This window comes from Acinetobacter sp. COS3 (assembly GCF_000475335.1).
GTDB lineage: Bacteria > Pseudomonadota > Gammaproteobacteria > Pseudomonadales > Moraxellaceae > Acinetobacter > Acinetobacter venetianus.
Map to the genome: position 1 here is coordinate 172,680 of NZ_AXCD01000001.1, position 25,125 is coordinate 197,804.

21 protein-coding genes, 1 other RNA gene and 2 pseudogenes are annotated in these 25,125 nt (G+C 39.6%); 9 read left to right on the plus strand and 15 right to left on the minus strand.

Annotated features, from left to right (window positions below):
• Nucleotide 1: 1 nt before the first annotated feature.
• The 5 genes from IO68_RS18150 to IO68_RS18170 form a co-directional block, all read right to left on the minus strand.
• Complete coding sequence (locus IO68_RS18150) at nt 2-1,585, minus strand: dipeptide ABC transporter ATP-binding protein (RefSeq protein ID WP_023012422.1); 1,584 nt, start codon at nt 1,583-1,585, stop codon at nt 2-4.
• Nucleotides 1,563-2,573 (minus strand): ABC transporter permease, encoded by a 1,011-nt coding sequence (locus IO68_RS18155; protein WP_023012423.1) that lies wholly within the window; start codon nt 2,571-2,573, stop codon nt 1,563-1,565. The genes IO68_RS18150 and IO68_RS18155 overlap by 23 nt, the downstream gene beginning before the upstream one ends.
• Nucleotides 2,573-3,643, minus strand: coding sequence for a microcin C ABC transporter permease YejB (gene yejB, locus IO68_RS18160; protein ID WP_023012424.1), 1,071 nt, complete (start codon nt 3,641-3,643; stop codon nt 2,573-2,575). Before yejB ends, IO68_RS18155 begins: the two co-directional genes overlap by 1 nt.
• A gap of 64 nt (nt 3,644-3,707) precedes the next feature.
• Nucleotides 3,708-5,549: an extracellular solute-binding protein gene (locus IO68_RS18165; RefSeq protein WP_023012425.1), complete on the minus strand. Its 1,842-nt coding sequence runs from the start codon at nt 5,547-5,549 to the stop codon at nt 3,708-3,710.
• A 7-nt stretch (nt 5,550-5,556) separates the two neighbouring features.
• The gene (locus IO68_RS18170; RefSeq protein ID WP_023012426.1) at nt 5,557-8,793 is read right to left on the minus strand and encodes a LysM peptidoglycan-binding domain-containing protein; all 3,237 of its coding nucleotides are present in this window, start codon (nt 8,791-8,793) and stop codon (nt 5,557-5,559) included.
• Nucleotides 8,794-9,077: 284 nt separating this feature from the next.
• On the opposite strand from IO68_RS18170, the gene dnaQ reads away from it, so the two are divergent.
• From dnaQ to nudC, 3 genes are all read left to right on the plus strand, one after another.
• Nucleotides 9,078-10,433 carry a DNA polymerase III subunit epsilon gene (dnaQ, locus tag IO68_RS18175; protein ID WP_023012427.1) on the plus strand — a complete coding sequence of 452 codons (1,356 nt, stop codon included), beginning with the start codon at nt 9,078-9,080 and terminating at the stop codon, nt 10,431-10,433.
• 131 nt (nt 10,434-10,564) lie between these two features.
• Nucleotides 10,565-12,211 carry a hypothetical protein gene (locus IO68_RS18180; protein ID WP_023012428.1) on the plus strand — a complete coding sequence of 549 codons (1,647 nt, stop codon included), beginning with the start codon at nt 10,565-10,567 and terminating at the stop codon, nt 12,209-12,211.
• Entirely contained in the window at nt 12,211-12,963 is a 753-nt protein-coding gene (gene nudC / locus IO68_RS18185; protein WP_023012429.1) for an NAD(+) diphosphatase, read from the plus strand. Before IO68_RS18180 ends, nudC begins: the two co-directional genes overlap by 1 nt.
• A gap of 19 nt (nt 12,964-12,982) precedes the next feature.
• Here the strand turns inward: nudC and IO68_RS18190 are convergent, their stop codons facing one another.
• Genes IO68_RS18190 through IO68_RS18205 form a run of 4 tightly spaced genes read right to left on the minus strand, consistent with a single transcriptional unit; the run spans nt 12,983 to nt 15,992 of the window.
• Nucleotides 12,983-13,855, minus strand: coding sequence for an alpha/beta hydrolase (locus tag IO68_RS18190; RefSeq protein ID WP_023012430.1), 873 nt, complete (start codon nt 13,853-13,855; stop codon nt 12,983-12,985).
• Nucleotides 13,856-13,858: 3 nt separating this feature from the next.
• Nucleotides 13,859-14,569, minus strand: a complete 711-nt coding sequence (locus IO68_RS18195) for a BON domain-containing protein (protein ID WP_004880814.1) — start codon at nt 14,567-14,569, stop codon at nt 13,859-13,861.
• 58 nt (nt 14,570-14,627) lie between these two features.
• A complete protein-coding gene (locus IO68_RS18200) occupies nt 14,628-15,044 on the minus strand; it encodes a YraN family protein (RefSeq protein ID WP_019384973.1) in 417 nt (138 codons plus the stop codon).
• A 15-nt stretch (nt 15,045-15,059) separates the two neighbouring features.
• A complete protein-coding gene (locus tag IO68_RS18205; RefSeq protein WP_023012431.1) occupies nt 15,060-15,992 on the minus strand; it encodes a penicillin-binding protein activator in 933 nt (310 codons plus the stop codon).
• Between the two features lie 16 nt (nt 15,993-16,008).
• Here IO68_RS18205 and rsmI point away from each other — a divergent pair, with 16 nt between their 5' ends.
• Nucleotides 16,009-16,851, plus strand: coding sequence for a 16S rRNA (cytidine(1402)-2'-O)-methyltransferase (rsmI, locus tag IO68_RS18210; RefSeq protein ID WP_023012432.1), 843 nt, complete (start codon nt 16,009-16,011; stop codon nt 16,849-16,851).
• 20 nt (nt 16,852-16,871) lie between these two features.
• Nucleotides 16,872-17,245, plus strand: a pseudogene (locus IO68_RS34085) (hemin receptor).
• 14 nt (nt 17,246-17,259) lie between these two features.
• On the opposite strand, the gene IO68_RS18215 reads toward IO68_RS34085, so the two are convergent.
• Nucleotides 17,260-17,901, minus strand: a complete 642-nt coding sequence (locus tag IO68_RS18215) for a cation transporter (RefSeq protein ID WP_023012433.1) — start codon at nt 17,899-17,901, stop codon at nt 17,260-17,262.
• Between the two features lie 61 nt (nt 17,902-17,962).
• Between IO68_RS18215 and IO68_RS18220 the strand changes: the two are divergent.
• Nucleotides 17,963-18,417, plus strand: a pseudogene (locus IO68_RS18220) (MerR family transcriptional regulator).
• A gap of 32 nt (nt 18,418-18,449) precedes the next feature.
• Here IO68_RS18220 and IO68_RS18225 read toward each other — a convergent pair.
• The 5 genes from IO68_RS18225 to IO68_RS18245 form a co-directional block, all read right to left on the minus strand.
• Nucleotides 18,450-18,698 (minus strand): hypothetical protein, encoded by a 249-nt coding sequence (locus IO68_RS18225; protein ID WP_004880831.1) that lies wholly within the window; start codon nt 18,696-18,698, stop codon nt 18,450-18,452.
• A 173-nt stretch (nt 18,699-18,871) separates the two neighbouring features.
• Complete coding sequence (locus IO68_RS18230; RefSeq protein WP_023012435.1) at nt 18,872-20,104, minus strand: FAD-dependent monooxygenase; 1,233 nt, start codon at nt 20,102-20,104, stop codon at nt 18,872-18,874.
• A complete protein-coding gene (ubiH, locus tag IO68_RS18235) occupies nt 20,101-21,312 on the minus strand; it encodes a 2-octaprenyl-6-methoxyphenyl hydroxylase (RefSeq protein WP_023012436.1) in 1,212 nt (403 codons plus the stop codon). The genes IO68_RS18230 and ubiH overlap by 4 nt, the downstream gene beginning before the upstream one ends.
• Nucleotides 21,313-21,742: 430 nt before the next feature.
• Nucleotides 21,743-23,059, minus strand: a complete 1,317-nt coding sequence (pepP, locus tag IO68_RS18240) for a Xaa-Pro aminopeptidase (RefSeq protein WP_023012437.1) — start codon at nt 23,057-23,059, stop codon at nt 21,743-21,745.
• A 63-nt stretch (nt 23,060-23,122) separates the two neighbouring features.
• A complete protein-coding gene (locus IO68_RS18245) occupies nt 23,123-23,755 on the minus strand; it encodes a UPF0149 family protein (RefSeq protein ID WP_023012438.1) in 633 nt (210 codons plus the stop codon).
• Between the two features lie 66 nt (nt 23,756-23,821).
• On the opposite strand from IO68_RS18245, the gene IO68_RS18250 reads away from it, so the two are divergent.
• The 3 genes from IO68_RS18250 to ssrS all read left to right on the plus strand — a co-directional run bounded on the left by IO68_RS18250 (nt 23,822) and on the right by ssrS (nt 24,938).
• Nucleotides 23,822-24,376, plus strand: a complete 555-nt coding sequence (locus tag IO68_RS18250) for a hypothetical protein (protein ID WP_007483593.1) — start codon at nt 23,822-23,824, stop codon at nt 24,374-24,376.
• Between the two features lie 2 nt (nt 24,377-24,378).
• A complete protein-coding gene (locus IO68_RS18255) occupies nt 24,379-24,666 on the plus strand; it encodes a cell division protein ZapA (RefSeq protein ID WP_007483594.1) in 288 nt (95 codons plus the stop codon).
• A gap of 90 nt (nt 24,667-24,756) precedes the next feature.
• A non-coding RNA gene (gene ssrS, locus IO68_RS33505) (6S RNA) lies at nt 24,757-24,938 on the plus strand.
• The last annotated feature ends 187 nt before the right edge of the window (nt 24,939-25,125 follow it).

The following is a 25,125-nucleotide window of genomic DNA, read 5'->3' on the forward strand; positions in this document are numbered from 1 at the left end:
GCTAATATTCGCTAGCAGAAATCAGCTGGCGCGTATATTCAGTTTGAGGAGATGAAAATAACAATGCCGTGTCTTGATATTCCAATACTTTGCCCTGCCGCATTACCATTATTTTTTGACAAAGCGCTTTAATGACTTGTAAGTCATGACTGATGAACAAATAACTCATTTTATCTTGTTGTTGTAACCGACGTAGCAGTTGAATCATAGCCCTTTGCGTCGACCGATCAAGTGCTGATGTGGGTTCATCTAAAATGATGAGTTTAGGCTGTAAAACCAAAGCTCGAGCCAATGCAACGCGCTGTCGTTGCCCACCAGAAAGTTCATGTGGATATTTATGTTTATCCTCAACAGACAATTCTACTTTTTCTAAAACTTGTTCAATTTCTAACGCGATCTGCGATTTCTCAATCGCACGCAAATTTAATCCTTCCGCAATAAGCTGCTCAACATTCATCCTTGGGTTCAAACTACTCATAGGATCCTGAAATACAATTTGTAAGTCAGTTCGGATAGAACGTAATTGATTTTGGTTTAATTGATTGAGTTGAATCTTCTCAAAATGGATTTCACCTTCACTTTTGATTAATCGTGCAATCGCTAAAGCCAAAGACGATTTTCCTGATCCACTTTCCCCTACGATTCCGAGTGCTTCTCCTTGCATAAGGTCTAAGTTGATAGAATCCACAGCGAGCTGAAAACTTTTAATTTGGTTAAACAAGCCACGTTTGATTGGGTATTTTACTGAGACATGGTTTAAAGCCAATAACATTTCTGTCACATCTAAACTTAGAGCATCCCCAAAATCATGCTCCAGCAAATGACGGGTATACGCGGTTTTAGGATGGGTAAAAATTTCTTCAACTGTGCCCTGCTCTGCTGTATGACCTTGATTTAAGACCAGAACATGATCGGCATATCGTTTCACCAAATTTAGATCATGGCTAATCAAAATCATGCACATTTGACGTTGCTGTTGGATTTGCTTTAACAGATCAAGAATTTGAGCTTGCAACATCACATCCAAAGCGGTTGTCGGCTCATCAGCAATTAAAATATCAGGTGCTAATGCTAATGCCATCGCAATGATCACACGCTGGCGTTGCCCACCTGACAGCTCATGTGGATAACGTTTTAAAATTTGTTCTGCATTTTCTATCCCAACATCTTGCAATAAACACAGTACTTTTTGTCGAGCTTCAGCTTTAGATTGACCCGCTAAGATCAAGCTTTCACCTACAATTTTTTCAACTTGATGTAATGGATTCAGTGCTGTCATCGGCTCTTGAAAAATCATCGCAATTTTTTTGCCACGTATCTGCTGTAATTGCATGCTATTCAATTGATATAAATCAGCGCCCTCAAGTTGCACTGAACCACTGATGCTCAATGTTTGAGGTAATAACCCCAACAAAGCCAACATGCTTACGGATTTACCTGAACCACTTTCACCAACAAGCGCAAGTGTTTTTGCAGGAAACAGATCAAAGCTAAGATCACTCACGAGTGGCTGTCCTAACTCATTACAAATACTGAGTTTTTCTACTTTCAATACAGCCTGATTATTGTCTTGGGTCAAATGCATCACGTGCAGCCTCCCCGATATAAATTAACAAAGAAAGTACCAGTGCTAAGCTAAAAAATCCTGATAGCACCAACCACGGCGCATCTAAATTATTTTTGCCTTGTAATAATAATTCACCCAATGACGCTGCATCTGGTGGTAAGCCATAACCCAAAAAATCCAATGCAGTCAAAGCCACAATATTAGCCGTCAACATAAAAGGAATTTGCGATAAACTTGAACTTACAGCATTCGGTAAGATATGTTTAAAAATAATTTGATAATCACGTAAACCTACAGCTTGTGCAGCACGCACATAATCCAAATGGCGTGCGCGTAAAAACTCAGCACGAACCAATCCAACCAACTCAGTCCAGCCAAACAGCAGCATAATCACAAATAACCAATACACATTTGGACTAAAGAAACTGACCAAAATCATCACAATGAAAAGCATGGGTAAACCGCCCCAAACTTCTAAAATACGTTGACCGATCAAATCAACCCAACCACCGTAATAACCTTGAATTGCCCCTACAATGATTCCGAATACCGCAGAACACAGCGTTAAAGCCAAACCAAATAAAAGAGAAACTCGTAAACCATACAAAATACGTGCAAAGACATCACGACCTTGATCATCCGTGCCCAACCAATTTTGTGCCGTCGGCGGTGATGGAACAGGCACTGCCAATGATAAATTTGGTGTCTGATAGGCAAATGCAACTGGAGGAGAAATCATCCACCCCTGCGCTTGGATAAGCTGTTTAACCACAGGATCTTGATAGTCTGTCGTGGTTTCAAACTCACCACCAAAGGTCGTTTCAGGATAATCTTGAATAAATGGAAAATAAAAAGATTGTTGATAGCGCACCAGTAATGGCTTGTCATTTGCAATCAACTCAGCGGCAAGTGACAGGACAAAAATCACGATAAATACAATAAAACAGCCAAAACCAAGTTTGTTCTGTTTAAAACGTTGTAGTCGTCCTCGCATCAATGGTGACATCACTTTCCACCTCTTGACTCAAAATCAATCCGTGGATCAATTAATTGATAGAGTAAATCTCCAATTAATCTTAAAATGAGTCCAAACAAGGTAAAGATAAACAACGTTCCAAAAACCACAGGATAATCCCGTTGGGTGATCGCCTCAAAACCGAGTAAACCAATCCCATCTAAATTAAAAATAATTTCAATAAAGAGATTACCGACAAAGAAAAGCCCCACTAAAGTTTCGGGCAAAGCTGCAACCACAATTAAAATCGCATTTCGGAAAACGTGCCCATACAATACTTGATGTTCATTCAAGCCTTTTGATCGCACAGTTAATACATAAGGCTTTTTTAATTCTTCAACAAATGAATACTTCATTAAATAGGCACGCGCAGCAAAGCTTCCCAAAACCATGCTTAAAATTGGCAAACACATATGCCATAAATAATCTTTAATTTTGGCAAAGAAACTGAGTTGAGCAAAATTTTCGGAAACCAATCCTTGTAACGGAAACCACTGTAAATAACTCCCACCTGCGAAGAAAACAATCAGTAAAATCGCAAAAACAAAAGATGGAATGGCATAGCTCACCGCGAGTAACAACGAAGTCGATTGATCAAATAAAAAACCATTATTTCTGGCTTTTTTAATTCCAAGTGGAATCGCAATCAAATAAATTAAAAAAGTACTCCATAGCCCTAAAGACAGCGTAACAGGGAGTTTTTCATAGAGCAGTTGCGTCACAGGTTTATCTTTAAAGAAACTCGTTCCAAAATCAAAACTCAAATAACCTTTAAGCATCAACCAAAAACGTTCATGTGCTGGGCGATCAAATCCATACTGTACTTTAATTTTCTCAAGCATTTCAGGACTGAGTCCACGCGCACCTTGATACTGTGCTAAATCACTTAAATGAGGGCTATTATTTGCCCCTGTACCTAAACCTTGTGCATTCTGGATTTGCTGAATGGCTTGCTCGACAGGTCCACCCGGTGCAACCTGAACAATCATAAAGTTGATCAACAAAATGAAAAATAATGTTGGGATCATCAATAACATTCTTTTCAGAATATAGTTCATCATTAAAGAGAATCCCTTATTACGTTATTTGATCGAAATTTTAGAACACTGTTCATAACCATTCTAATTAATGCTTTTGAACCGACTGATGCAACTTCTTGGCTTTCTCAGCGTCAACCCACCAATATTCCCAACCCACGGATAACTTCGGCTTAATCACAGGCTGCTGGTAAATATTCCAATAAGCAAACCAACGCTCAGGCTTTCCGTAAGTCAAAATTTGGTAATAGCCAGCACGCAATAAACGATCGAGCACACGCGTATATAAAACCACTTCTTCACGACTTTTTGCAGCAACAATTTTCTCGATCATGCGATCAATCACAGGTTTTTTAATCCCTGAATAATTATAGTTATTGGCTTCATCTGCCGCGACGCTTCCCCAAAACTGTGCTTGCTCCTTACCTGGCGTAAGCGTTTGAGGCATATTAAACACCATCATATCAAAATCATGTCGACGAATCCGCTCCATATATTGCGGTACATCTACCTGTCTTAGATTGACTTGGATACCAAGTCGATTCAAATTACGAACAAATGGCATCAACTCTCTTGGCTGATTTTCTTGCTGCATTAGTAGTTCAATTTGAACCAATTTACCTTGGCGATCGTATAACTGATTCTTTCGAATCTGATAGCCCGCATCTTTTAAAAGCTTTTGTGCAGTCAATAAGTTTCGACGATTAAAACCACTAGCATCAGACACAGGATAATGCCAATCCTGTACTACACCTTGCCGCATGATTGGATTGAGTTGGGCCATATAAGGCTTTAACACACTCAACTCAGCAGCACTTGGTCGACCTTTTGCGGCTAAATCCGTATTATCAAAATAGCTTTGTAAGCGACGATTTTGATTGAAAAATAGTGCCTTGTTCTGCCATTCAAAGTCGTAGGCATAAGTTAATGCCTGACGTAAATGGATGTCGTTTAGGGGGGCACGCCTAGTATTAAAGACTAAACTTTGAATATCTAAAGGCGTATGAAGATGGGCTTTATACTTTTTAATTAAACCAGATTGCACCGCAGGAAAATGATAAGCGGTCATCCAATTACGGATATTTTTCTCTTCGTATAAGGTAAATTGTCGAGACTTAAAACCCTCAAAGCTGACATCTAAATTTCGATAATACACATATTTGAGTCGATCAAAATTATAGCGACCTTTATTTACAGCCAAATCTTTTGCCCAATAATGCGGACTGCGTTTATAACTAATACTTCGTCCTGCATCAATTCGATCAATCACATAAGGCCCTGAACCCACAATTGGCTGCAAAGTCACGCGACTAAAATCTCTGTTGATCCAATCTTGTTTTGAATAGATCGGCAAGCTCGCCACAATCAATGGCATTTCAACATTGTTGTCGGACTTAAAAATAAATTTGACTTGATGTTTAGATAATACTTGTGTTGTCGCCAAATCAGACAAATACATTTGCAAACCTAGATTTGCCTTGGTTTGGTAGGTATCAAAGGTAAATTTTACGTCTTCAGCTGTCAGTGGCTGACCATTATTAAAGCGTGCCTTGGGATTCAAATGAAAAATGACATACTTTAAATGATCAGGGTCATAACTCACTTTTTCTGCGAGTAATGGATACATGACCCTCGGCTCATCCAAAGAGCGATCCATCAAAGTATCAAATAGATAATTTACCCCTTCTGTCGAGCTGCCTTTGCCATTCATACTATTCAAGTTATCAAAAGTACCAAGGCTCGACTGACTCAATATGCCACCTTTCGGTGCTTGTGGATTGGCATATGGCATGACCTGTAGCTTTGCATACTTGGGCTGCACATGCATGGCGAGATATGGTGTTGTTTGTACAGCTGCACATACAATCTGAGTAAAAAAGCTTAGTCCACAACATAGACTAAGCTTTTTATAAAGAATAGATCGAATCATAGATCAATTATAAGTTTGGTACTTTGATCACATCACCAATTCGTAACTGAGTACTTGGTTTGAAGTCATTCAATTCAGCAAGTGCACTCGTATCTAAACCAAATTTACTCGCTAAACCAATCAACGTGTCACCACGCTTAACTTTGTATTCAGTTACTAATTTTGGAATCACAATGCTTTGACCCAGTTGTAAGCCCGTGTTTGGACGTACGCCATTTAGATCTGCTAGCTCACGACCAGACATACCTAAACGACTCGCAATACTATTGAGCGATTCACCAGACTTAACTGTGTATTTCTCAGTGTTTTTGCTTGAAGCTGTTTTCGAAACACTTCTCGTATCATCAGCTTTAGCAGACTCATTGCTTGGTACATCACCTGACAACTTAAGCTTTTGCCCAACACGGATGCTACTGTTACGAGACAAACCATTTAAAGCAGCAACATAATCAAGTTGTAAATAATAACGACTTGCAATATTGCTCAAGGTGTCACCAGACTTTACGGTATAAATATCTGGAGCACTTTCTTCTTTCTGATTTGATTTGCTATTTGATGCTGTTTTTGCTGGCGCATCACCCGTCAATTTCAAACGCTGTCCAATGCGTACCCCAGAATTTCGTTCTAAACCATTCAGATCGGCCAAATCGCTTAACTGTAGATCGTATTTATTTGCAATCGCGATCAGGCTATCACCTGATTGAACGACGTAAGTTTCAGGAGTTTTAACTGTTGCAGGGATTTTCAAGCTTTGTCCAAAGCGCAAACCACTGTTCACCTTGATATTATTTAAATCTGCTAACTCATCTAAAGTAATTTTTGACTGTGCTGCAATACTTGTTAATGTATCACCACGTTGTACCGTATAGCTTTCTGTTTTAAAGCTGGTAGAAGCCGTAACGTTGTCATATTTTACTGAGGTTTTGGTGTCTGAAACATCATCACTTTGATTGACTTCATTTACAGGCACATTAATTTTTTGCCCGACTAATAGGCTGCTTGTCGCACTTAGATTAGGGGTGAGATCAGCCAGTTCTTGATTAGACAATGCATATCGATCTGCAATTAGTTTTAAGTATTCTCCACGCTTCACCGTATACGTTTTAGTTGCAACTTTATTCGTCACTTTACTGTCTGTATTGCGTGCAGATTGTTGTGAACCACCTTTAGGCTCTTTCAAAGTAAGCTTTTGACCTACAAATAAGCCATCTGTAACAGAGAGGTTGTTGTAGTCTGCTAGCTGTCTTAGGCTTAAATCAAAACGGGATGCTAACGTCGTCAAACTGTCTCCAGACTGCACCACATAGCTTTCTGGTTTTTCAGCAATTTTAGCAGTCTCAGGCTGTGGTTTTGCATCGTAGAGATATAAACTTGTTCCTACAAATAAAGTGCCTGTTGGATCAATTTGGTTCCACTTTGCAATGTCACGCCAGTTCACACCATTTTTTTGTGCAATAACCGCCAATGTATCTCCTGGCAGAACAACATACGTTGAACGTTTACCCTTCGGCGCAACGACAACGACATCGGTATCCGTTTTAATATACGGTTTACCCTGATTTCGCTTAGCGTCATCACTGTTTGCTGTAGTAGTATCTTCTACTAAATTCTTAGGATAAGCGAAGCCTTTGGTAACTTCTTGACCTTTTTCATCAGCAACAGATTGGCTTGTTTGAATCGCTGTTAACTTAATTTTGCCATCAAATGGATCAACAATTTCAGTTCCTTTCGGCGCAATCGCTTTAATTTCAGCAACAACTTGGTCTTTCTCAGCTTGAGTTGCTTGTGGTTCTAAAACTTGAGCAACAGTTTCCTTTTTACCCTCTTCTTTTACAGCTGCAATAATCTGCTCACGCTCTTTACTCGAAATCGGTGGTTCAACCTTTACAGGTTGTACATTTGGCGCAGGAGTAATCGCAACAGGAATCCGCGGTGCACTTGGTACATTAGCCGCCGCTGCAAATGAAGCTAAGGCATCCGAACCTTTTGGTGTCGTGATTCGACTATTTGACGTCGTTGTCGTAGGTCGAGATGTACTCGCTGTTAAATTAGGTGGCGTTTTGGTTGATGGCGTAATTGTTTGACCTGAACTAGAATTTGTCGTTGTTCGAATGGTTGTCGATGTACTGACGTTATTGTTCATCGCTGGCGGGTTATTGTTGCTGGCTAAGAAACTACCAGAGCTAGCTTTTCCTGAACGCAACTTAGCGTCAATTGATGGACTTAAATCTGCTGGAATCAAGATACGCATTGGGCTTGTTGGATCAACCATCTCACCACGATAAGCAGGGTTCAATGCATACAACTCTGCACGGCTCAAACCTGTTATAGAAGCAATTTGGTTAAGCGATAAAGGTGCAGACAGATTAATTTCACGAAAGTGTGGTCTATTCGCAATTGGCGGTAAGGCTACCCCATAAGCACTTGGATTTTTGATAATTTGCGCTACAGCCAAGAAACGAGGCACATAGTTCATAGTTTCTTGCGGTAAACGAAGTGACCAATAATCTGTTGGCAGACCTGCTGCTTTGTTACGGTTAATCGCTTGTTGGATACGTCCTGGACCTGCATTGTATGCTGCAAGTGCAAGCTCCCACGAACCAAATTGATTATATAGACTACCTAAGAATTCATAAGCGGCTCGAGTCGACTCTACGACATCACGGCGACCATCATACAAGCTTGTTTGTTGTAAGCCATAAATACGGCCTGTACTTGGAATAAACTGCCATAAACCTGCCGCAGCGGCGCTACTGGTTGCCGCTGGGTCGTAAGAACTTTCAATAACAGGGAGTAATGCCAATTCAGTTGGCATACCACGGCGCTCAGCTTCTTTTACAGTGTGATATAAATAACGGCTGGCACGTGCGCTTAAACGATCTAGATAAGGTTGACGAGAAATAAACCAACCACGTTGTGCTTCAATACGAGAGTCCCAGTGATTCAAGTCCATCTTGAATCCAACGGTCATACGTTTCCACACATCACCATGTTTAAGAACTAATAAACGATCCCCTTCTACAGCACGCATGTCCGTCGCTGAGAGTAAGTCCTCAAGTGAGTCTAAACTACTTGCATCTAAGTAACCTGATCCCATTTGCTTTGAAGATGAGGTCTTTGATGATTGTGGCGTCGATGAACAGCCCGTCGTAATTCCTAGCGCAGCTAAAGCAGAAGTAAGTACAGTAATTTTAAAAAATGATGTAGCCGATGCTTGCCACACCAATGTGGTCGATTTATACATAAAAACTTCCAGTCAACTCACGCTAGTTTATTTCTTCGATTTGCCATTGTAGTAAAGCATGTCACTTAGACAAGGCAATAATTTAACGTGATTTGCATGGAAATGTTACAAGAAATTTAAAAATATGAGTTTTGTAACGCTCAGAAACCGAATTTAGCTTTACAATACAAGTTGTCATAAGGGAGTGCTACACTTTTAAATGAGTACACTCAAATAAAACTTTGCTTTTATTCGATCGCCCTTATTCTTGTAACACAGTTCAAATTCATTTTTTAGGTTCATTTATGTCTCAAACAATCACACTTTATGTTGATGGCGCATGTAAAGGCAATCCCGGATTAGGTGGTTGGGGTGCGTATATCATTACCGAACAAGGTGAACATAAAATTTGTGGTGGTGAACCTGAGACAACCAACAATCGTATGGAACTCACTGCGGCAATCGAGGGTGTTTCATTTTGTCCAACAGATGCTCATCTGATTATTTGGACTGACTCCAACTATGTGAAACAAGGGATTACTGAATGGATTCATGGTTGGAAAAAGAAAAACTGGAAAGATGTTAAAAACCCAGACTTATGGCAAAAACTAGATGCAGTTTGTGCCAATCGAAATATTGAATGGAATTGGATCAAAGGTCACGCTGGTCATGCGGGCAATGAAATGGCTGACCAACTGGCAAATCAAGGTGCTGAACAAACGGCTCAACAAATGAAAATGACAACACAGGCTAACGCTGATACAAAAAAGCCTGAATCAGACTGGTTACTCAATGATCCTTTTGGTTTGGATATGGGAACTGAGTCTGAAGAAATCGAGGAAGAGCTAGAAGACGTGATCGCTGAAGAATCCAATGATGATGTCTCAGACGTAATTACTGAAAATGCAATACCAGCGAGCAACTCGCATCCTCATGTGGTGATAACTGAAGCAAAACTTAATCTGCAGGGTCCTCGCCAACTAATTCTAGATACTGAAACGACAGGTTTTTATTATCAAGATAGTGATCGAATTATTGAAGTTGGCGCGATTGAAATGATCAATCGCAAACTAACAGGTAGCTCGATCCATATCTATATTAACCCAGAAAAACCTGTTGGCGATTCTGTCGATGTCCACGGTATTACAGATGAATTTCTAGTTGATAAACCCAAATATGCTGAAATCGCAGATACACTTTTCGCATATTTAAAAGGCGCTGAAATCATTGCACACAATGCAACCTTCGATATGAACTTCTTAGACATGGAGTTTAAACGTGTAGGTCTGCCTTTGCTTTCAGATGTATGTGACGTTACTGATACCCTAGCCCTTGCAAAAAACAAACACCCCGGACAGAAAAACTCATTAGATGCGCTGGTGCGTCGTTATGAGATTCCTGCACGAGATCGTACTTTCCATGGTGCGTTACTCGATGCTGAAATTTTGGCAGATGTTTACCTTGCAATGACAGGTGGACAGGTTTCTTTTGACATGGATGCACTATCTGAATCAGAGGAAGGCCAAAGCAAAACTTCACGCCAAACAATCGAAGTCGATTTACCCGTGATTTATCCGAATAACGATGAACTCAACCAACATGAGACGTGGGTCAAACAATTCGAAGAAAAACATGGAAAGCCTTGCTTTTTTGCAAAATAAATTTCCCAATCCATGTGTTTTTTTGTATCTCAAGTTTTAAAACTTACGTTATATTAACTATTAAAGATTTAAGCCTCCTCTTTTAGGTAGGAGGCTCATGGATATAACAACTTAGGAAAGGTGTAGGTCACATGTCTTACCAAACCTCGATTCACTTCGACCCCACGGCATTACTAATAATAAAAAATGAGATCGACAACTCGATTAAATTAGTAGAGACAGCAGTTAATACGCTTGCCGAAGAACAAGCCCTCCCTTTTGGTATTGATGATGCACTCAATCAATTCGAGCAATGTACACAAGTTCTTGCATTGATTGATATGCCACATCTCTCGCAAATTACCCAATACTCAGCTGAGCTCATGAGAAAAATCATGGCTCAACCAGAGCAAATCAATACTGGTGATGTTGTTGCTTTAAGTGAAGGCACAACAATGTTAAAGCGTTACATTGAGTTTATTTGTCTTCGTGAAGTTAAAGTTCCACAATTCTTACTCGATACGCTGAACCGCTTAGAAAAAGCTTTGGGCAAACCAATTACGCAAGAAGGTCAAAGCATCCAACCACTACTGGACTGCATCACCCCGAACTTCAATCTGCCTCAATCTCCAAGCCTTGAGCAATCACAATACATTCACCAACTCTATAAACTATGTTTGAACAAGTTGATCAAACAAGCTGAATCACCTTTAGATTTACAAGGTATTAAACTGGTTGCAGTGTACATGGCAGGTCTGGCGGCTGATTTACCTAGCCAACAATATTGGCAACTTGTCAGCGTTGGTCTAGGTCATATTGAAGATTTATTAATTACTGAAGCACGTCTGCGCACTTTAATTAAAATTGAAACTAATATTGGTCAATTCTTGGCTCAGCCTACGGCATTCCAAAGTAACCTTGTTGATCTTGCAGACATTCTAAGTATTTGTATCAGCCAAGAAGATGATTTATCACAACATATTCGTGAACAATTGAATATCGGCGATGAACTATTGAGCGATACGCAACTACAAGTTTTGAGTCGCCATCTATATGGTCCTGATTACGAAACTATTCATACAATTAGCCAGCTAATGACCAATGAAATGGCTCAAATTCGTAATGAAATTGAATACAATCACCAAAACATGTCAGCTGAGAAAACACAGGAATTACAAGAAAAGCTCAAACAGCTTTCAAATGTGTTCAAAGTGCTCAACCTGAATGAAGCAGCGAATGAACTCACTCAACAAGCAGAAAAGTTAAGTCAGCCAAATACGCTTACTGATGCAACCTCTGTTCAACAATTGATGAATAGTATTCTTGCTTCAATGAACTCTATTGGTATTTTAGAGCGCAACTACACCTCTAGTCGTTTACAGCTACGTGTAAATAATATGCAGATTTCTCTAGATCGACTAGATGAAGCACATAAAGCACTATTAACTGAAACGAAGACGTTGATTGAAACATTAACCCAAACACTTAGTTTATACGTTCAAGATCCAGCAGCGCATAGCTTAGAAGCACTGCCAGAATATTTTAATCAATTGGCCGGTGCTGCGTTATTCTTAGGTAGTTCTGCCCAGCAGACTGCATTATTAGGTGCTGCACATTTTGCTCAATACCGTCTTTCACAAAATGAAGGATTCGATGCTGAGCAAATCAATTGTATGCTAAATGTTGTTGCTGGCTTAGATTTACTCGTTGATAACTTGAAGAACAAGCAACCAGTATTGCAATCTATGTTTGATGTGGCATTATCAAACAGTCAACAATTACAAAGCGTAGCGGCATAATGACTCAACTATCACTTGCTTATATTTTTCAACATCAAAAACTGTTAGTAGACGAAAAATTTCAACTACCACAAGTCGAAAAAATAGCAAGCGATCTTCCCATACATCATAGCGATCAAGTGATTGCTCGTGATTTGCTAGAAGATGAAATCATTCCTGATGGGTATCAACTCGTACCCATCCGCGAACTGATTCAAACATGGTCAAATACAGAATTTTTACAAGCGAGCCGAGCAATTCAATTGCTTGAATGGCGTCGCAATCATAAATTCTGTAGCCATTGTGGTCATGCTACTGAAATCCACCCTCGTGAATATGCCATGATCTGCCCTGCTTGTGCATATCATCAATATCCGCGTGTACAGCCTTGCATTATTACGATCATTACCAAAGGCGATGATGAAATCTTGCTGGCTAAGTCTGCACACAACAAAAGCAATATGTACGGCTTAATTGCTGGATTTGTGGAAGTAGGTGAAACTTTAGAAGAAGCAGTGCAACGCGAAGCATTCGAAGAGGTTGGATTAAAACTCAAAAATGTTCGCTATCTATCAAGCCAACCTTGGCCTTTTCCAAGCAATTTAATGATCGCCTTTCATGCTGAATATGAATCTGGAGATATTGAATTGCAACTTGAAGAAATTAGCGATGCACAATTCTTTAAAATTGATCAACTACCAGAAATTCCATTCAAAGGCAGTATCGCACATGCCATGATTACGAAAATGGTAGAAAATAAAAAAGCATCTTAAATAAGATGCTTTTTTTAATTTAATCTTCTAATGCTTCTTCTAAAAAATGCAAAATAGTGCGCTTCGTTTTAAAGTAATGACTTACAAAGCTCGCTAGGGTTGCAACAATAGTAATATGTCCTGTTTTTGGAATCACCATAACGTGACTATGGTTGCCCTTTTCTCTTAATGCTTTATCAAGATCAAAACTATTGTGATTCCCCACTAGTTGATCGTTTTCAGCCATCAATAAATAATGCTTAATCTTATTTGGATTTACAAAATAATATGGCATCACTTGCTGATAAGGAATGTGTTGATCAAATGCATGTTCAGACAATGGATCATCTTTATAATCAAAGTGATAAGGCCCAGCTAAACCAACGATTGCCTTAATATTATCTGTGTATTTAAACTGTTGAGATTGTGCTGAGTAAACAACAGACATGACATTAAACGCACCTGCCGAATGCCCCATCAAGATAATATTCTCAGTCGAAATATTAAGCTTTTTCTGATTTTGATTTAAATAATGTATCGCTTGGGATAAATCATCAATGAATGCAGGAAAAATATTTTCTGGTGCAAGTTGATAATTAATGACAGCAACATCAAAGCCTTCGCGAGCGAATGACTCCCCAATAAACAAATAGTCTCTTTTATTGCCATGTTGCCATGAACCACCATGTACAAAAATAATCAGTGGTCTTTGCTTCTTCGGGTTCTTAGTACGATAAAGATCAAGACGATTTCTTGCTTTTAATCCATATGCAAGATGCTCTTCCTTTTCATAAGTATCTTTGGGTGTCAGATAATTGATTGAATAACTTGCTAAATCATACAGGCGAAATTCCTGATAGAAATTTTTCGCCCGTATAACATTTTCTTGTACTTGTTGAATAAGTTGCTTCATAAATTAAGGTGTGGTCGGAGTAATAGTCGCAGGTTCAGCCTGATCAGGATCAATCGCAACTGGAGTCTCAACTAAAGGTTGTGTCGATGCAGTTCCCACCATAGGTGTTGCAGCTGTCGAACTCGCCATAGTTCCAGAAGACTGATCAATGTTATCAATCAGTGTAACAATTTTACTCACATTACCAACTTTTTGTAAGACATCATCTAAATCTCTTATTTCAGCAGTATTTAGACGACCCATCACATAAAGCACGCCATTTTCAGTATGAACAAGCACTTTACTATCAGAAACAACGGGTGCTTTCATCAACAAACCGCGGGTATTCGCAGTCACTGTTGCATCTTGCATAATCGTGTTATAGCCAACTTTGTCGCCAACTGTAATGTAGTTATGGACTGCTTTGACATCACTCATCGCACGAACATTATCTTCAGCCAACTGTTTTAAATACGGATCAGGCACCTGACCTGTCAGCAACACATTGCTATGAAAACTTTCGATATTGATTCGAGATTGTTTAAAACGATGATCTAATTTATACAAATTAATGTTCGCAGTACGCTTAATCGAAGAGTCAATAAAAACCTGCCCTAGACTACGCTCTCCGCTGTTGGTTCCCACAGGAGAAGTCCCTGTACCACCTGAAATAAAACTCGCACATCCCGATAAACTTGCAGCGCAAAGTAACGTAATCGTTAAACGTTTCAACACTTGGCAAGACTCCCTATCTACAAACTTGTTCAATCTTGGGCATTTATCTTAAAAAAGTTCAGATATTGACTTCATCTAAAGTAAACGCATGTTCAATCCATTGCTGATCATACTTCAATTTTGAAAAGTCTGGTTGTACTGTTTTTGCAATTTTCTGTGGAAAATCAAAACAAATCACATCAAAACGGCAATCAAAATCATAATAATCAGGGTTTTCTTGTAAAAAGAGTTGTGCTGTTTTTATGATTTTACGTCTCTGAGAAGACGTTATCACCTCACACGCCGCTGCATAACTTCCTGCGGACCTTGCCTTTACCTCAACAAAGATCAGCTCATTTTTTCGTTTTACAATTAAGTCAATTTCACCATATCGGGAATGATAATTTCGGCTTATATATTCACATTGATGTGTTTGTAGAAAAGTCAGGGCGCGTTGTTCCGCCCATTGCCCTAGCTCATTTTTCTTTTTCTGCATGATGTCTTAACTTAGTTAGAGAGTCTGAATACCATTTTTCTGCTGTTGATAACATGTTGGCTGACGGCGTATTTTAGCATTATTGATCTCTATTAGCCCCGTGCGACCTGAAAATGAAAAATGCTCATCATCTGAATGATTAAGGAATTGCTCCGTAATCGTCCACGCATCTCCTCCAAATGCCAGTAGGCGCTGAAATGCCATATTTTCTGGTTGCTCTTTATATGCTTCGATCAAATCGGCCCATTGCCCATTGTACAACGCTGGTGTATCGCAAAAACTCAGACCTAACGGGATTGACCGTCCTTGTTCAATGCTAATCGGGGTCGCGTAAATATTTCGCTCGGGTAATTGCCCTAACTGTTCTATCCAATTGTGATTGCCTAATAGCAGCAAACCTTCTTTTCTAGATAATTTTTTAGGTTGTTCATTGATAAACTCAATACCATCACCGAACTCTGTCATCAATGCCATCATAAAAAGTTCAGTTGCAGACTCTAAACCAGACTGACGTAAAACATATAATTTCTTAATTTTATCTTTCTTCAGCAATCGATTGAGCGTAGCCGCATCATCCTGTTTGGCTAAACTAAATTGCCAAATATGATTAGCTTCTTTGTTAACATCATTGAGCGCCAAAACAGGAACTTTAGGACTCAATTCCATCATTTGTTCAATATGCGGTCTAGCCAATGGTCCAACAATTAATTTTGTCTTATTGTTCGTTTTTTTCTTGATAATGCTATCCATACTATTAGTTGTGGAATCAACAAAAATCAGCTTTTCTTTGCTACCAGATGCTGTATAAGCACTCAAGAAACCACGTTTGATGCTGTCACCAGCTCGCGCCATTGCACCAGATTCGGGTAGAATCACCAAGACGTCCGCGTAAGTTGGACTGATAGATGCTGCCAAACACAGTAGCAACCAATATTTTTTCAAGTACATTATGGAGTTACCTTATATGAGTGCTCAATTATTTGTTGTAGCAACCCCGATTGGGCACTTAGATGACATGACCTTTCGTGCAATTGATATTTTAAAGTCGGTTTCGGTAGTTGCCGCAGAAGACACTCGTCAGTCTGCTCAGTTATTTAAGCACTATAATATCTCAACTCCGTTAACAGCGTGTCATGATCACAACGAAAGTAACAAAATTGATCAACTTCTCCAAAAAATGCTAAATGGTGAAAATGTTGCATTAATTAGTGATGCGGGTACACCGCTAATCAGCGACCCCGGTTTTAAGTTAGTTCGCGCAGCACAAGAACATGGGATTCGAGTGATTCCTGTACCAGGCGCATGTGCTGCAATTGCTGCGTTAAGTGCTGTAGGTTTACCAAGTGATCGTTTTAGCTTTGAAGGCTTTTTACCATCTAAAGCATCTCAACGTATTGGCCAACTCGAAAAACTGAAAGATGAAACTCAAACGTTGATTTTCTACGAAGCACCGCATCGTATCTTGGCTTGTATTCAAGATATGGTTCAAGTTTTTGGTGAAGACCGTCCTGTTGGTTTTGCTCGTGAAATCACAAAGACCTTTGAAACCATCAAAAAAATGACACTAAAAGAGTTAGTAACTTTTATTGAAAATGACCACAATCAAGAAAAAGGTGAAATTGTAGTTGTGGTTGGTGGTGCATCTGCTGAAAAAGACTTGGAGCAAGATAAGTTGGATGAATTGTTAAAGCGCTTATTGCAAGATTTATCAGTAAAAGCCGCGTCACAATTGGCTGCTGATTTGACAGGTATTAAAAAGAAAGTGGCGTATCAGCGCGCTTTAGAATTAACGCAAAACGATAATTAAAACACCATAACAGACTTAAAATCGCAATAGAGTTTCCGCCAACCTTAGGCCCACACGAAGGTAGAGAACTTGAGTTACTACTTTCGGGTGAAAAGCCTATTGCCCTTTTTTATGAGGAAGTTCCAGATGAGTTCTTATCCCATTTAAATTCTGACAATTTAAAAAAGATTATGAAGACCTTCCCAACACAACATGCGTATAAAACTATACCGCTTTGTTTAATTTATAAGAATGCTCCAAAATCTCATCTTAATGAATTGCTATCGATACTAGAGCAGTCTTTACTACAAAAAGGTTTCAACCCACAATCGAACGTAGAATCGGTCAGTTATTGGGTTATAGAAAAATTGATATTGAATACTACCTGAATCATATCGCACGGCGACTCCAGTAATTTTTTCAACGTTGCTAAGCTTTTGACATAAGCTTACTTTGATCAATTTTTCTTTCAGCTCTCGCCTGTTTAATCACACTCAAACCTGAAGAAACACCCAAATAAGCAATAATAAAAGCAACCAATAAATCAGGGAACATTGTTCCAGTACCAAACACTCCAACGGCAGCAATAATGACTGCAATATTCGCAATCGCATCATTACGACTGCATAGCCACACCGAACGCATGTTTGAATCACCATCACGGAAAGCATAAAGCAACAATGCCACGCTGACATTTACAATCAATGCAAGAACTCCAATAGCTCCCATCAACATCGGTTCAGGTGTTAAACCTAACCACCATGACCAGATCACTTTTGCAATCACAAACACACCAAATGCGGTCATGGTAATTCCTTTTAGCAAAGCTGCTGTTGCTCTCCAATACAGCGTCATCGACAACACTGCCAAGGAAATAGCATAGTTGGCTGCATCCCCAGCAAAATCGAGAGCATCTGCCCATAAGGATACTGACCGTGCATGAGATCCCCCGATCATTTCCACAAAGAACATTGCTGCATTAAGAACCAAAGCAATCCACAATGCCTTTCTAAATTTTGGACTAATCTTTTGTGTTGGTGCAGTCGTTGTATTGCATCCACATCCCGCCATGACTTTTCTCACATTATCTTTTATAGTCATTAAAAACCTTTGAGTAACTCCAGAGTCAAGTATGATTAATTTTACAATTGGGCAACTCGCTAAAAAATCAGGCGTTTCTGTTGATACCATTCGATATTATGAAAAAATTGGATTATTAGAAAAGGCAAAGCGAACAGAAGGAAATTATCGTTATTATTCCGAGCAAATGCTTTCAGAATTATTATTTCTAAAACATTGTCGTGAATTGGGCATTACTTTACAGGATATTCAAAAGCTCAAAGATTTAGCAGAAAACCCAAGTCAAACCTGTATTGAAGTCGATCAACTTGTTGATCAATATCTCAAAGACGTTGCTCAAAAAATTAAAAATCTTCAACATCTACAGCAAGACCTAACTCATCTTAAACAGCAATGTTCTCAACACAGAACGATTGAGCAATGTGGCATTCTCAAAGAATTACATCAACCACATGAATGTGAACATGAATTGAATCACATCAGCAAAAAAAAGCACCACAATCGTGATGCTTTTTTGATGTCTTTATTCGACATTTGACTTAATCTTGATGTTCATCTGGTGGCACTTCAGTAATGCGTCCACCGCGCGCAAGAAATGCAGCCACTTCATCTTCTAAAGCTTGACGTTGCTTTTGCTTTGCAGTCACAGTTAATGTCTCAGCTTCAGCAAGATCAGCATCATTCGCACTAGATTCTTCATTATCTGCACCACTTTCGGCTGCTTTCGCCTCTTCATCGTCTACAGCAGAATCTTCTGTATTTTCGTCGTAATCATTCATTTCCGTCATATTACTCTCCCCACAATGACTAAATTTTCATCATCGCTATTTGGTCATCAGAACTTGGTGAAATTTAGCAAGCTCTTCTCATTTCGCAAAGCATAATGTTTGTTAAATCGTATTTTTTACGACCAAATTCACTCTGATTTATAAATGATTGTTTAAAAAATATCTACTATTTTTTAGCAAGCGTAACGTGTCTGCTTCAATGCACCTAAGCCATTCGCCTGTTGCATAAAACGATCCTTAAACCAATCGAACTGTTCAACCTGTTTTAAGCCAAAATTTCTCGCCCATACAAATGGAAATAATTCCGAGCTTTCCAACCAACCAATCGCCGACATGCTGTGCATCATCGCATCATTTTGCCCCTTACGCTGATGCTCATAACGCAACAAAGTTTGCTCGTTAGCCCACACTCCACGTTGTAAATCGTGCAGTAACACATCACATAACACAGCAGCATCAAGACAACCAATATTCACGCCTTGTCCAGCTAAAGGATGAATCACATGTGCTGCATCACCAATCAATGCTAAACCTGATTTAATATAGCGTTGCGCCGCACGTGCTTTGAGTGGAAATTGCGCTCTAGAGCAAACATCAACAACTTCACCTAACATTTGTAAGCTTTCCTGAGTAAGCAATCGCATAAAATCGTGATCAGTTAGTGCTGAATACTCATCAGCATAATCATCAGGTAAAGTCCAGACAATCGACTGCCAATAGCCATTTTCCTGTGCATCTAGACTCGCCATTGGTAAATACGCCAATGGGCCTGTAGGAAGGAAAATTTGACGAGCGACATATTGATTGGGTTGCGCCGTTTTAATCGCACAACTGATCGCAGCTTGTTTATAGTTCAACACATCTAGATCAATATAAGCCTGCTCACGTACAAATGAGTTTGCGCCATCCGCACCGATCAATAACTTGGTTTTAAGAATTGTGCCATCAGCAAGTTGAATCGACCAACCTAGTGGAATTTGCTCAATACGAATGACTTTGACTTGGGTGCGATAGTCTTTAAGTTGTTGCAGCATTTTTTGCTGAATCGCTACATTCAAAACACTTGGCTCGACCATTGAACCTAGAGCCTGATCTGATTGAGGTTCCTGTTCAGAGGCATGGCCAAAATTGATTTCACCATAACCATTTTTATTCCAGACTTGCATACCTGAATAGGGCATTTGGCGGGCTAAATCATTCCAGACATCAACTGTTTTCAATAAATGAATGGTCGCCTGACTCAGTGCCAATACACGCGGATTCATCACAGCTAAAGTTTTCTCTTGATCTAACACAGGTGCAGCATCCAATACTGTCGCTTGAACGCCACCCTGAGCAAGCAGTAATGCCGTTAGACCACCGACCAAGCCACCACCAACGATCACAACGTCTAACATTTCACTCATGCTTTTAGTCCCATCGCATAGTTGGCAACCAAAGGCTTAATTCCAGGGATCACATCAAATGCAATCAACCCAGTATTTCGTAATAATTTTAGAATTGGATTCTGATTACTAAAACCACGTACCACAGAATCACAGAACTTAATCACACGTTGTTGATCAGTTAAACGTGCTTGTTCATAAGCGAGTAAATTATCTGGGTTGCCAATATCATCTGATTTCGCCAATTGCTCCATCAAATAACGCACCAATACATCTGCATCACGTAAGCATAAATTGAAGCCTTGCCCCGCAACTGGGTGAATGGTATGTGCTGCATTACCCATCAGTACCACACGTCCAACCGCCTGCTTATCTGCTAACACTTGCGACAATGGATAGCTAAAACGTTTGCCTGTTTTTTCAAACTTTCCTGCACGATCACCATAGGTTTGCTGTAGAGCATCGAGGAAGTGTTGATCATTTTCTTCACCTAACCATTCTGCCTCAGTGCCTTTTCTCACAGGCCACACCACTGAACGGCGGTATTCACCGGGTAACGGCAACAGTGCTAACGGCCCCAACGCACTAAAGCGCTCAAAGCCGACTTGTTGATGTGGCTTAGAAGTTTGAACCGTGGTCACGATGGCGACTTGGTCATAATCATGTTCATCTACACCGACACCAATCGCTTGGCGACAGAATGAATCACGACCATCGGCAGCAATCACCAACTTGGATCTTAAGGAATGGATATATTCACCATTACGCATGGCTTCAATGTGTACAGCATCATCATCTTGTGTCAATGAGGTGACTTGTACGCCATCAATCAACTCAATCAGCGGTTGTTGGCGAACTTGAGTGAGCAAAACACGACCAAGCCAAGCATTTTCAATCACTTGACCAAAGCTTTCAACTTTTTCTTGCTCTGCGACAAGTCGTGCTTTACCAAAGCTACCCTGCTCTGTGATATGCACTTGTAAAATTGGGGTCGCATGTTGCTGTAAAGCATCCCACAAGCCTAATTTTTGGTAAATCTGTACACTACGGCGGGACAATGCAGTATTACGTGCATCAAAACTGGAATGATAAGGGGCCACATTTTCATCATCATAGTTTGGATATTTCACAGCTTCTAATAACTTTACCGCGATATTAGATTTTGCCAACATTAGAGCAAGGCTGAGTCCAACCATACCTCCACCGACAATGATGACTTGTTGCTGCATAATATTATTCCTTATCAGTTTTTCATGACTTGATGTTAAGGGTCTATTGATAGTTCATCTATGCGTTGCGTTATAGGCTAAAACAACTTAAACGAGGCATGAAACGTAGGCAATGGCCATCCCCTTGTCAAGTTTCATAACAAAGTTTAAGGAAGTTTTTGCCATAACCCTACGGGACAGGGACATTTTTTGTTGCTACGGCGTTATGGCTTATTTGTTTAGAATGACTAAATTGCATAAGCCATGCCTTGTATCACCTAAAAAATGTCCACTGTCGCAAGCATTTGTGAACTATCAATAGACCCTAGCCTATCTTACTCTAACTTAAATCAGGATGGGAATTTGTACTTTGTTTGGTCTATGTTTTATTTTAATTCAACTAATAAAAAAGGCTTATCCTAGAATGAGCCTTTAGATCAATATATCTGACTTAACGTGCCATTAATAGCTCAATCTCTTCAACAGTTTTAACTACATTTTTCGTCAAAACCAATGGTCCATTTTCAGTCACGACAATATCGTCCTCGATCCGAATCCCAATACCACGCCATTTCGCCTCAACTGTTTCATCATCAGGTGCGACGTATAAACCAGGCTCAACGGTGACTACCATACCTGCTTCATAAGCACGCCAGTCTTCGCTATGCTTATAAGCGCCCACATCATGCACATCCATACCAAGCCAATGCCCAGTGCCATGCATAAAGAATTGACGGAATGCTTCACTTTCAACCAACTCATCTACATTACCGCTAAGTAAGCCAAGATCAACCAAACCTTGAGTTAAAATTTTTACAGCGACTTCATGTGGATATTTGTAGTGATTGCCGATACGTGTTGCATCAATCGCAGCGAGTTGTGCATCTAATACAATATTGTAAAGTGCTTTTTGCTCAGGACTGAACTTACCATTGACTGGGAAAGTACGAGTGATATCAGATGCATAGAATTCATATTCACAAGCAGCATCTATTAAAACCAAATCACCATCTTTTAATGGTTTATTGTTTTCAACATAATGCAAAATGCACGCATTCTCTCCACCACCGACAATACTATTGTAGGCTGGTACACAACCATTTTTACCAAAGATATAATTCAGTTCTGCTTCAAGCGCATATTCCATCATCTCTGGTTTTACGCTTTGCATTGCACGCGTATGCGCTTCTGCACTGATATTCGATGCAATCTGCATCAACTCAATTTCTTGTGCAGATTTTTTCAAACGCATCTCGTCAACAATACGATCCAATTGAACCACTTCTGCTGGCGCTGCACCACCACGGCGCTGTTGTGCATCCGCCTTTTGAATCCATTGGCTTACTCGCGCATCAAACTCTGAAGTTTGTCCGATACGATAATAAAGGCGTTGTTTGTTTAATAGCTTGTCGATAATTTCTTCATCAAGCAAATCAATTGCATAAGCTTCATCAGCATCATAGATTTCAATTGCACCATCAATCCCAGCACGATAGCCATTCCAAATTTCCATTTCTCGGTTACGTTCACGGCAGAATAAGCTATAGCTATAATCTTTTCCTTCGTCAAAGGTTTCAATGATCGCAACCGCTTCTGGCTCTGCAAATCCAGTTAGATAATAAAAACTACTGTCCGCTCGATATTTATAATCAGCATCACGATTACGATACATTTCTGCTCGAGTCGCAATGATAGCGATACTGTTACTTCCTATTTTCTGTGCGAGAAGATCACGGCGTTGTTTGAAATCGGCTTGACTTAGTTTCATATTATCCTACAACTAGAAAGTCCCTCTTTTATAAAGAGGGATTTAGGGAGATTTAAAACCGTCTTAACTCGGACGATGTGGTGTAAACATTTCTACGACCGTTTGGGGATCAACAGGCGCTTCTTGATTTCTGCTTTTTGCATGGAAATTTTTCAACAAAGAACTTTCACTTACAGGAATCTTGATACGGCCAATTGACAAGCTCACAGGAATTAAACGAACAAACTCATACAATTCCTGATAGCTTTCTTCACCTTCTTCATCATTATCCGAGTCTTCAAACTCAACTGCTGCAACATCTTGTAAATGTTCAATCAGCTCTTGTTCTTCTCCACGAATATGACCAGAAGCCAAACCGAAACCAAGCACAACGCCTGCACACCAATCAGCTAATGCTTGAACACGATCTACAAGTAAATGGCTATCATCTGGAAGCATTGGTAGATAATCAAGTTCATCATCTGACAGAGCATGTGCCACGTCTTCAGCTTCGTCAGTTAAACTTTCGAGTGCTTCTGGTTGTAAAACAGGCACATTTAAGGTGTTTAAGATTTGTGACCATTCATCAGAGGTCGGTGCTTGTGTCACACAAACTATACCTGTTAGTAAACCGTGTAACTCACTTGGACTTGAAATTTCTTCAATCCCATCAAAATGGGCATTCCATTCCGTCCAACCTGAAATATCGTCTTGCATTCGTTTATCCAATCTCTATACTGCTGTATATATTACCTTTGATTGCAACTCTGTGCGACCTTCGTTATGTTAGAACAATTACAGCGTCTACAAGCGCATATTGGTGTTTTAAAAACGCGCTTACACCATTTTGAGCGAGAAAATACATCGCTCACTGAGGCTAAACAATTAGCTGAAACTGATCATCATGCACAAATCGTGCAAAAAAATAGCATCATCACGCAAAAGCAGGAAGAAGTTGATAACTTAACTGAACAACTAACTCAGTTACAAGATCAATTTAAACAACTGAATACTGATGCAACAACTTTAGCTGAACGTTATAGCCGTTTAGAAAAAAGTACCACTGATCTTAAAAATCGCTTCCAAGAAATCTTGGCTGAGCGTAATGATTTACGTGTTAATAAAGAAAAATTACAAGCACAACAGAGACACAGTCAGCAAGAAATCCAAGACTTACAGCAGGATCGTGATCGATTATTGCAAAAGAATGAATTGGCAAAATCTAAAGTTGAAGCCATCATTCAACGTCTTGCCATTTTAGGTACTGCTCAAGATCAACACGCACAGGAAATTCAGCAACTTGCTCACCCGAATGCTGAAACACAAGAGGAGATTTGATCATGAGTGAAGCGATCGTTGTTGAGCTACGTTTAATAGAACAAACTTTTCGTCTCAATACAACTGAAGACAAGCGTGAAGAGTTAGAGCGTGCTGCAGAATTACTAAATCAGAAATTTCATGATATGCGTCGTAATGCACCGCGTGTTGAACACAACAAACTTGTGATCATGGTTGCTCTACAAATGGCTCAAGAAGTGTTCAGTTTGAATAAGTCTTTGCAAGAATATGCACACTGCGAACACTTACTCCAAACGATTTTGGAAGATGTTGAACAAACTGTTGAGTAAAATTGCACAAAGCCCCATCAATTAGTAAGTATCTTTACAGATATGTGGCCTGCAAACATTGCCATCGTGTAAAGATCAGTTATACTAAAACTGTCTCTAGGGTGTTCGCCAGTACGTCTAGTCCCCTGCCGATACTTAAATTTATGGATGTGTTCTGTATATTTTGAGTGTATGCCTACCTTGAGTAGGAAACCCGTTAAATATGCGTCACCTCCACCTTGAACTCATCGGGTTCAGGGTAACGACCATGCAGCGGCATCTCTGGAGCAATTTATTTTCTATAATATTTAAAATAAAACGAATAACTTAAAATTACTTCCTTTTTAAATTAATACTTATTATTAAGTTAAAAAGATATCTTATTCATTTTCTACCGCTAAATATAACATTAGCAAAGCTATCTAGCTAAAGTTGTCATATTAATTCGCTATAATTTTATTAGTTTTTTAAATAAATTTT

What these genes read in the sequence shown, in the direction of transcription:
- IO68_RS18150 (WP_023012422.1), bottom strand. Translation starts at nt 1,585, where the DNA reads ATGCATTTGACCCAAGACAATAATCAGGCTGTATTGAAAGTAGAAAAA.
- IO68_RS18155 (WP_023012423.1), bottom strand. Translation starts at nt 2,573, where the DNA reads ATGTCACCATTGATGCGAGGACGACTACAACGTTTTAAACAGAACAAA.
- yejB (WP_023012424.1), bottom strand. Translation starts at nt 3,643, where the DNA reads ATGATGAACTATATTCTGAAAAGAATGTTATTGATGATCCCAACATTA.
- IO68_RS18165 (WP_023012425.1), bottom strand. Translation starts at nt 5,549, where the DNA reads ATGATTCGATCTATTCTTTATAAAAAGCTTAGTCTATGTTGTGGACTA.
- IO68_RS18170 (WP_023012426.1), bottom strand. Translation starts at nt 8,793, where the DNA reads ATGTATAAATCGACCACATTGGTGTGGCAAGCATCGGCTACATCATTT.
- dnaQ (WP_023012427.1), top strand. Translation starts at nt 9,078, where the DNA reads ATGTCTCAAACAATCACACTTTATGTTGATGGCGCATGTAAAGGCAAT.
- IO68_RS18180 (WP_023012428.1), top strand. Translation starts at nt 10,565, where the DNA reads ATGTCTTACCAAACCTCGATTCACTTCGACCCCACGGCATTACTAATA.
- nudC (WP_023012429.1), top strand. Translation starts at nt 12,211, where the DNA reads ATGACTCAACTATCACTTGCTTATATTTTTCAACATCAAAAACTGTTA.
- IO68_RS18190 (WP_023012430.1), bottom strand. Translation starts at nt 13,855, where the DNA reads ATGAAGCAACTTATTCAACAAGTACAAGAAAATGTTATACGGGCGAAA.
- IO68_RS18200 (WP_019384973.1), bottom strand. Translation starts at nt 15,044, where the DNA reads ATGCAGAAAAAGAAAAATGAGCTAGGGCAATGGGCGGAACAACGCGCC.
- IO68_RS18205 (WP_023012431.1), bottom strand. Translation starts at nt 15,992, where the DNA reads ATGTACTTGAAAAAATATTGGTTGCTACTGTGTTTGGCAGCATCTATC.
- rsmI (WP_023012432.1), top strand. Translation starts at nt 16,009, where the DNA reads ATGAGTGCTCAATTATTTGTTGTAGCAACCCCGATTGGGCACTTAGAT.
- IO68_RS18215 (WP_023012433.1), bottom strand. Translation starts at nt 17,901, where the DNA reads ATGGCGGGATGTGGATGCAATACAACGACTGCACCAACACAAAAGATT.
- IO68_RS18225 (WP_004880831.1), bottom strand. Translation starts at nt 18,698, where the DNA reads ATGACGGAAATGAATGATTACGACGAAAATACAGAAGATTCTGCTGTA.
- IO68_RS18230 (WP_023012435.1), bottom strand. Translation starts at nt 20,104, where the DNA reads ATGAGTGAAATGTTAGACGTTGTGATCGTTGGTGGTGGCTTGGTCGGT.
- ubiH (WP_023012436.1), bottom strand. Translation starts at nt 21,312, where the DNA reads ATGCAGCAACAAGTCATCATTGTCGGTGGAGGTATGGTTGGACTCAGC.
- pepP (WP_023012437.1), bottom strand. Translation starts at nt 23,059, where the DNA reads ATGAAACTAAGTCAAGCCGATTTCAAACAACGCCGTGATCTTCTCGCA.
- IO68_RS18245 (WP_023012438.1), bottom strand. Translation starts at nt 23,755, where the DNA reads ATGCAAGACGATATTTCAGGTTGGACGGAATGGAATGCCCATTTTGAT.
- IO68_RS18250 (WP_007483593.1), top strand. Translation starts at nt 23,822, where the DNA reads ATGTTAGAACAATTACAGCGTCTACAAGCGCATATTGGTGTTTTAAAA.
- IO68_RS18255 (WP_007483594.1), top strand. Translation starts at nt 24,379, where the DNA reads ATGAGTGAAGCGATCGTTGTTGAGCTACGTTTAATAGAACAAACTTTT.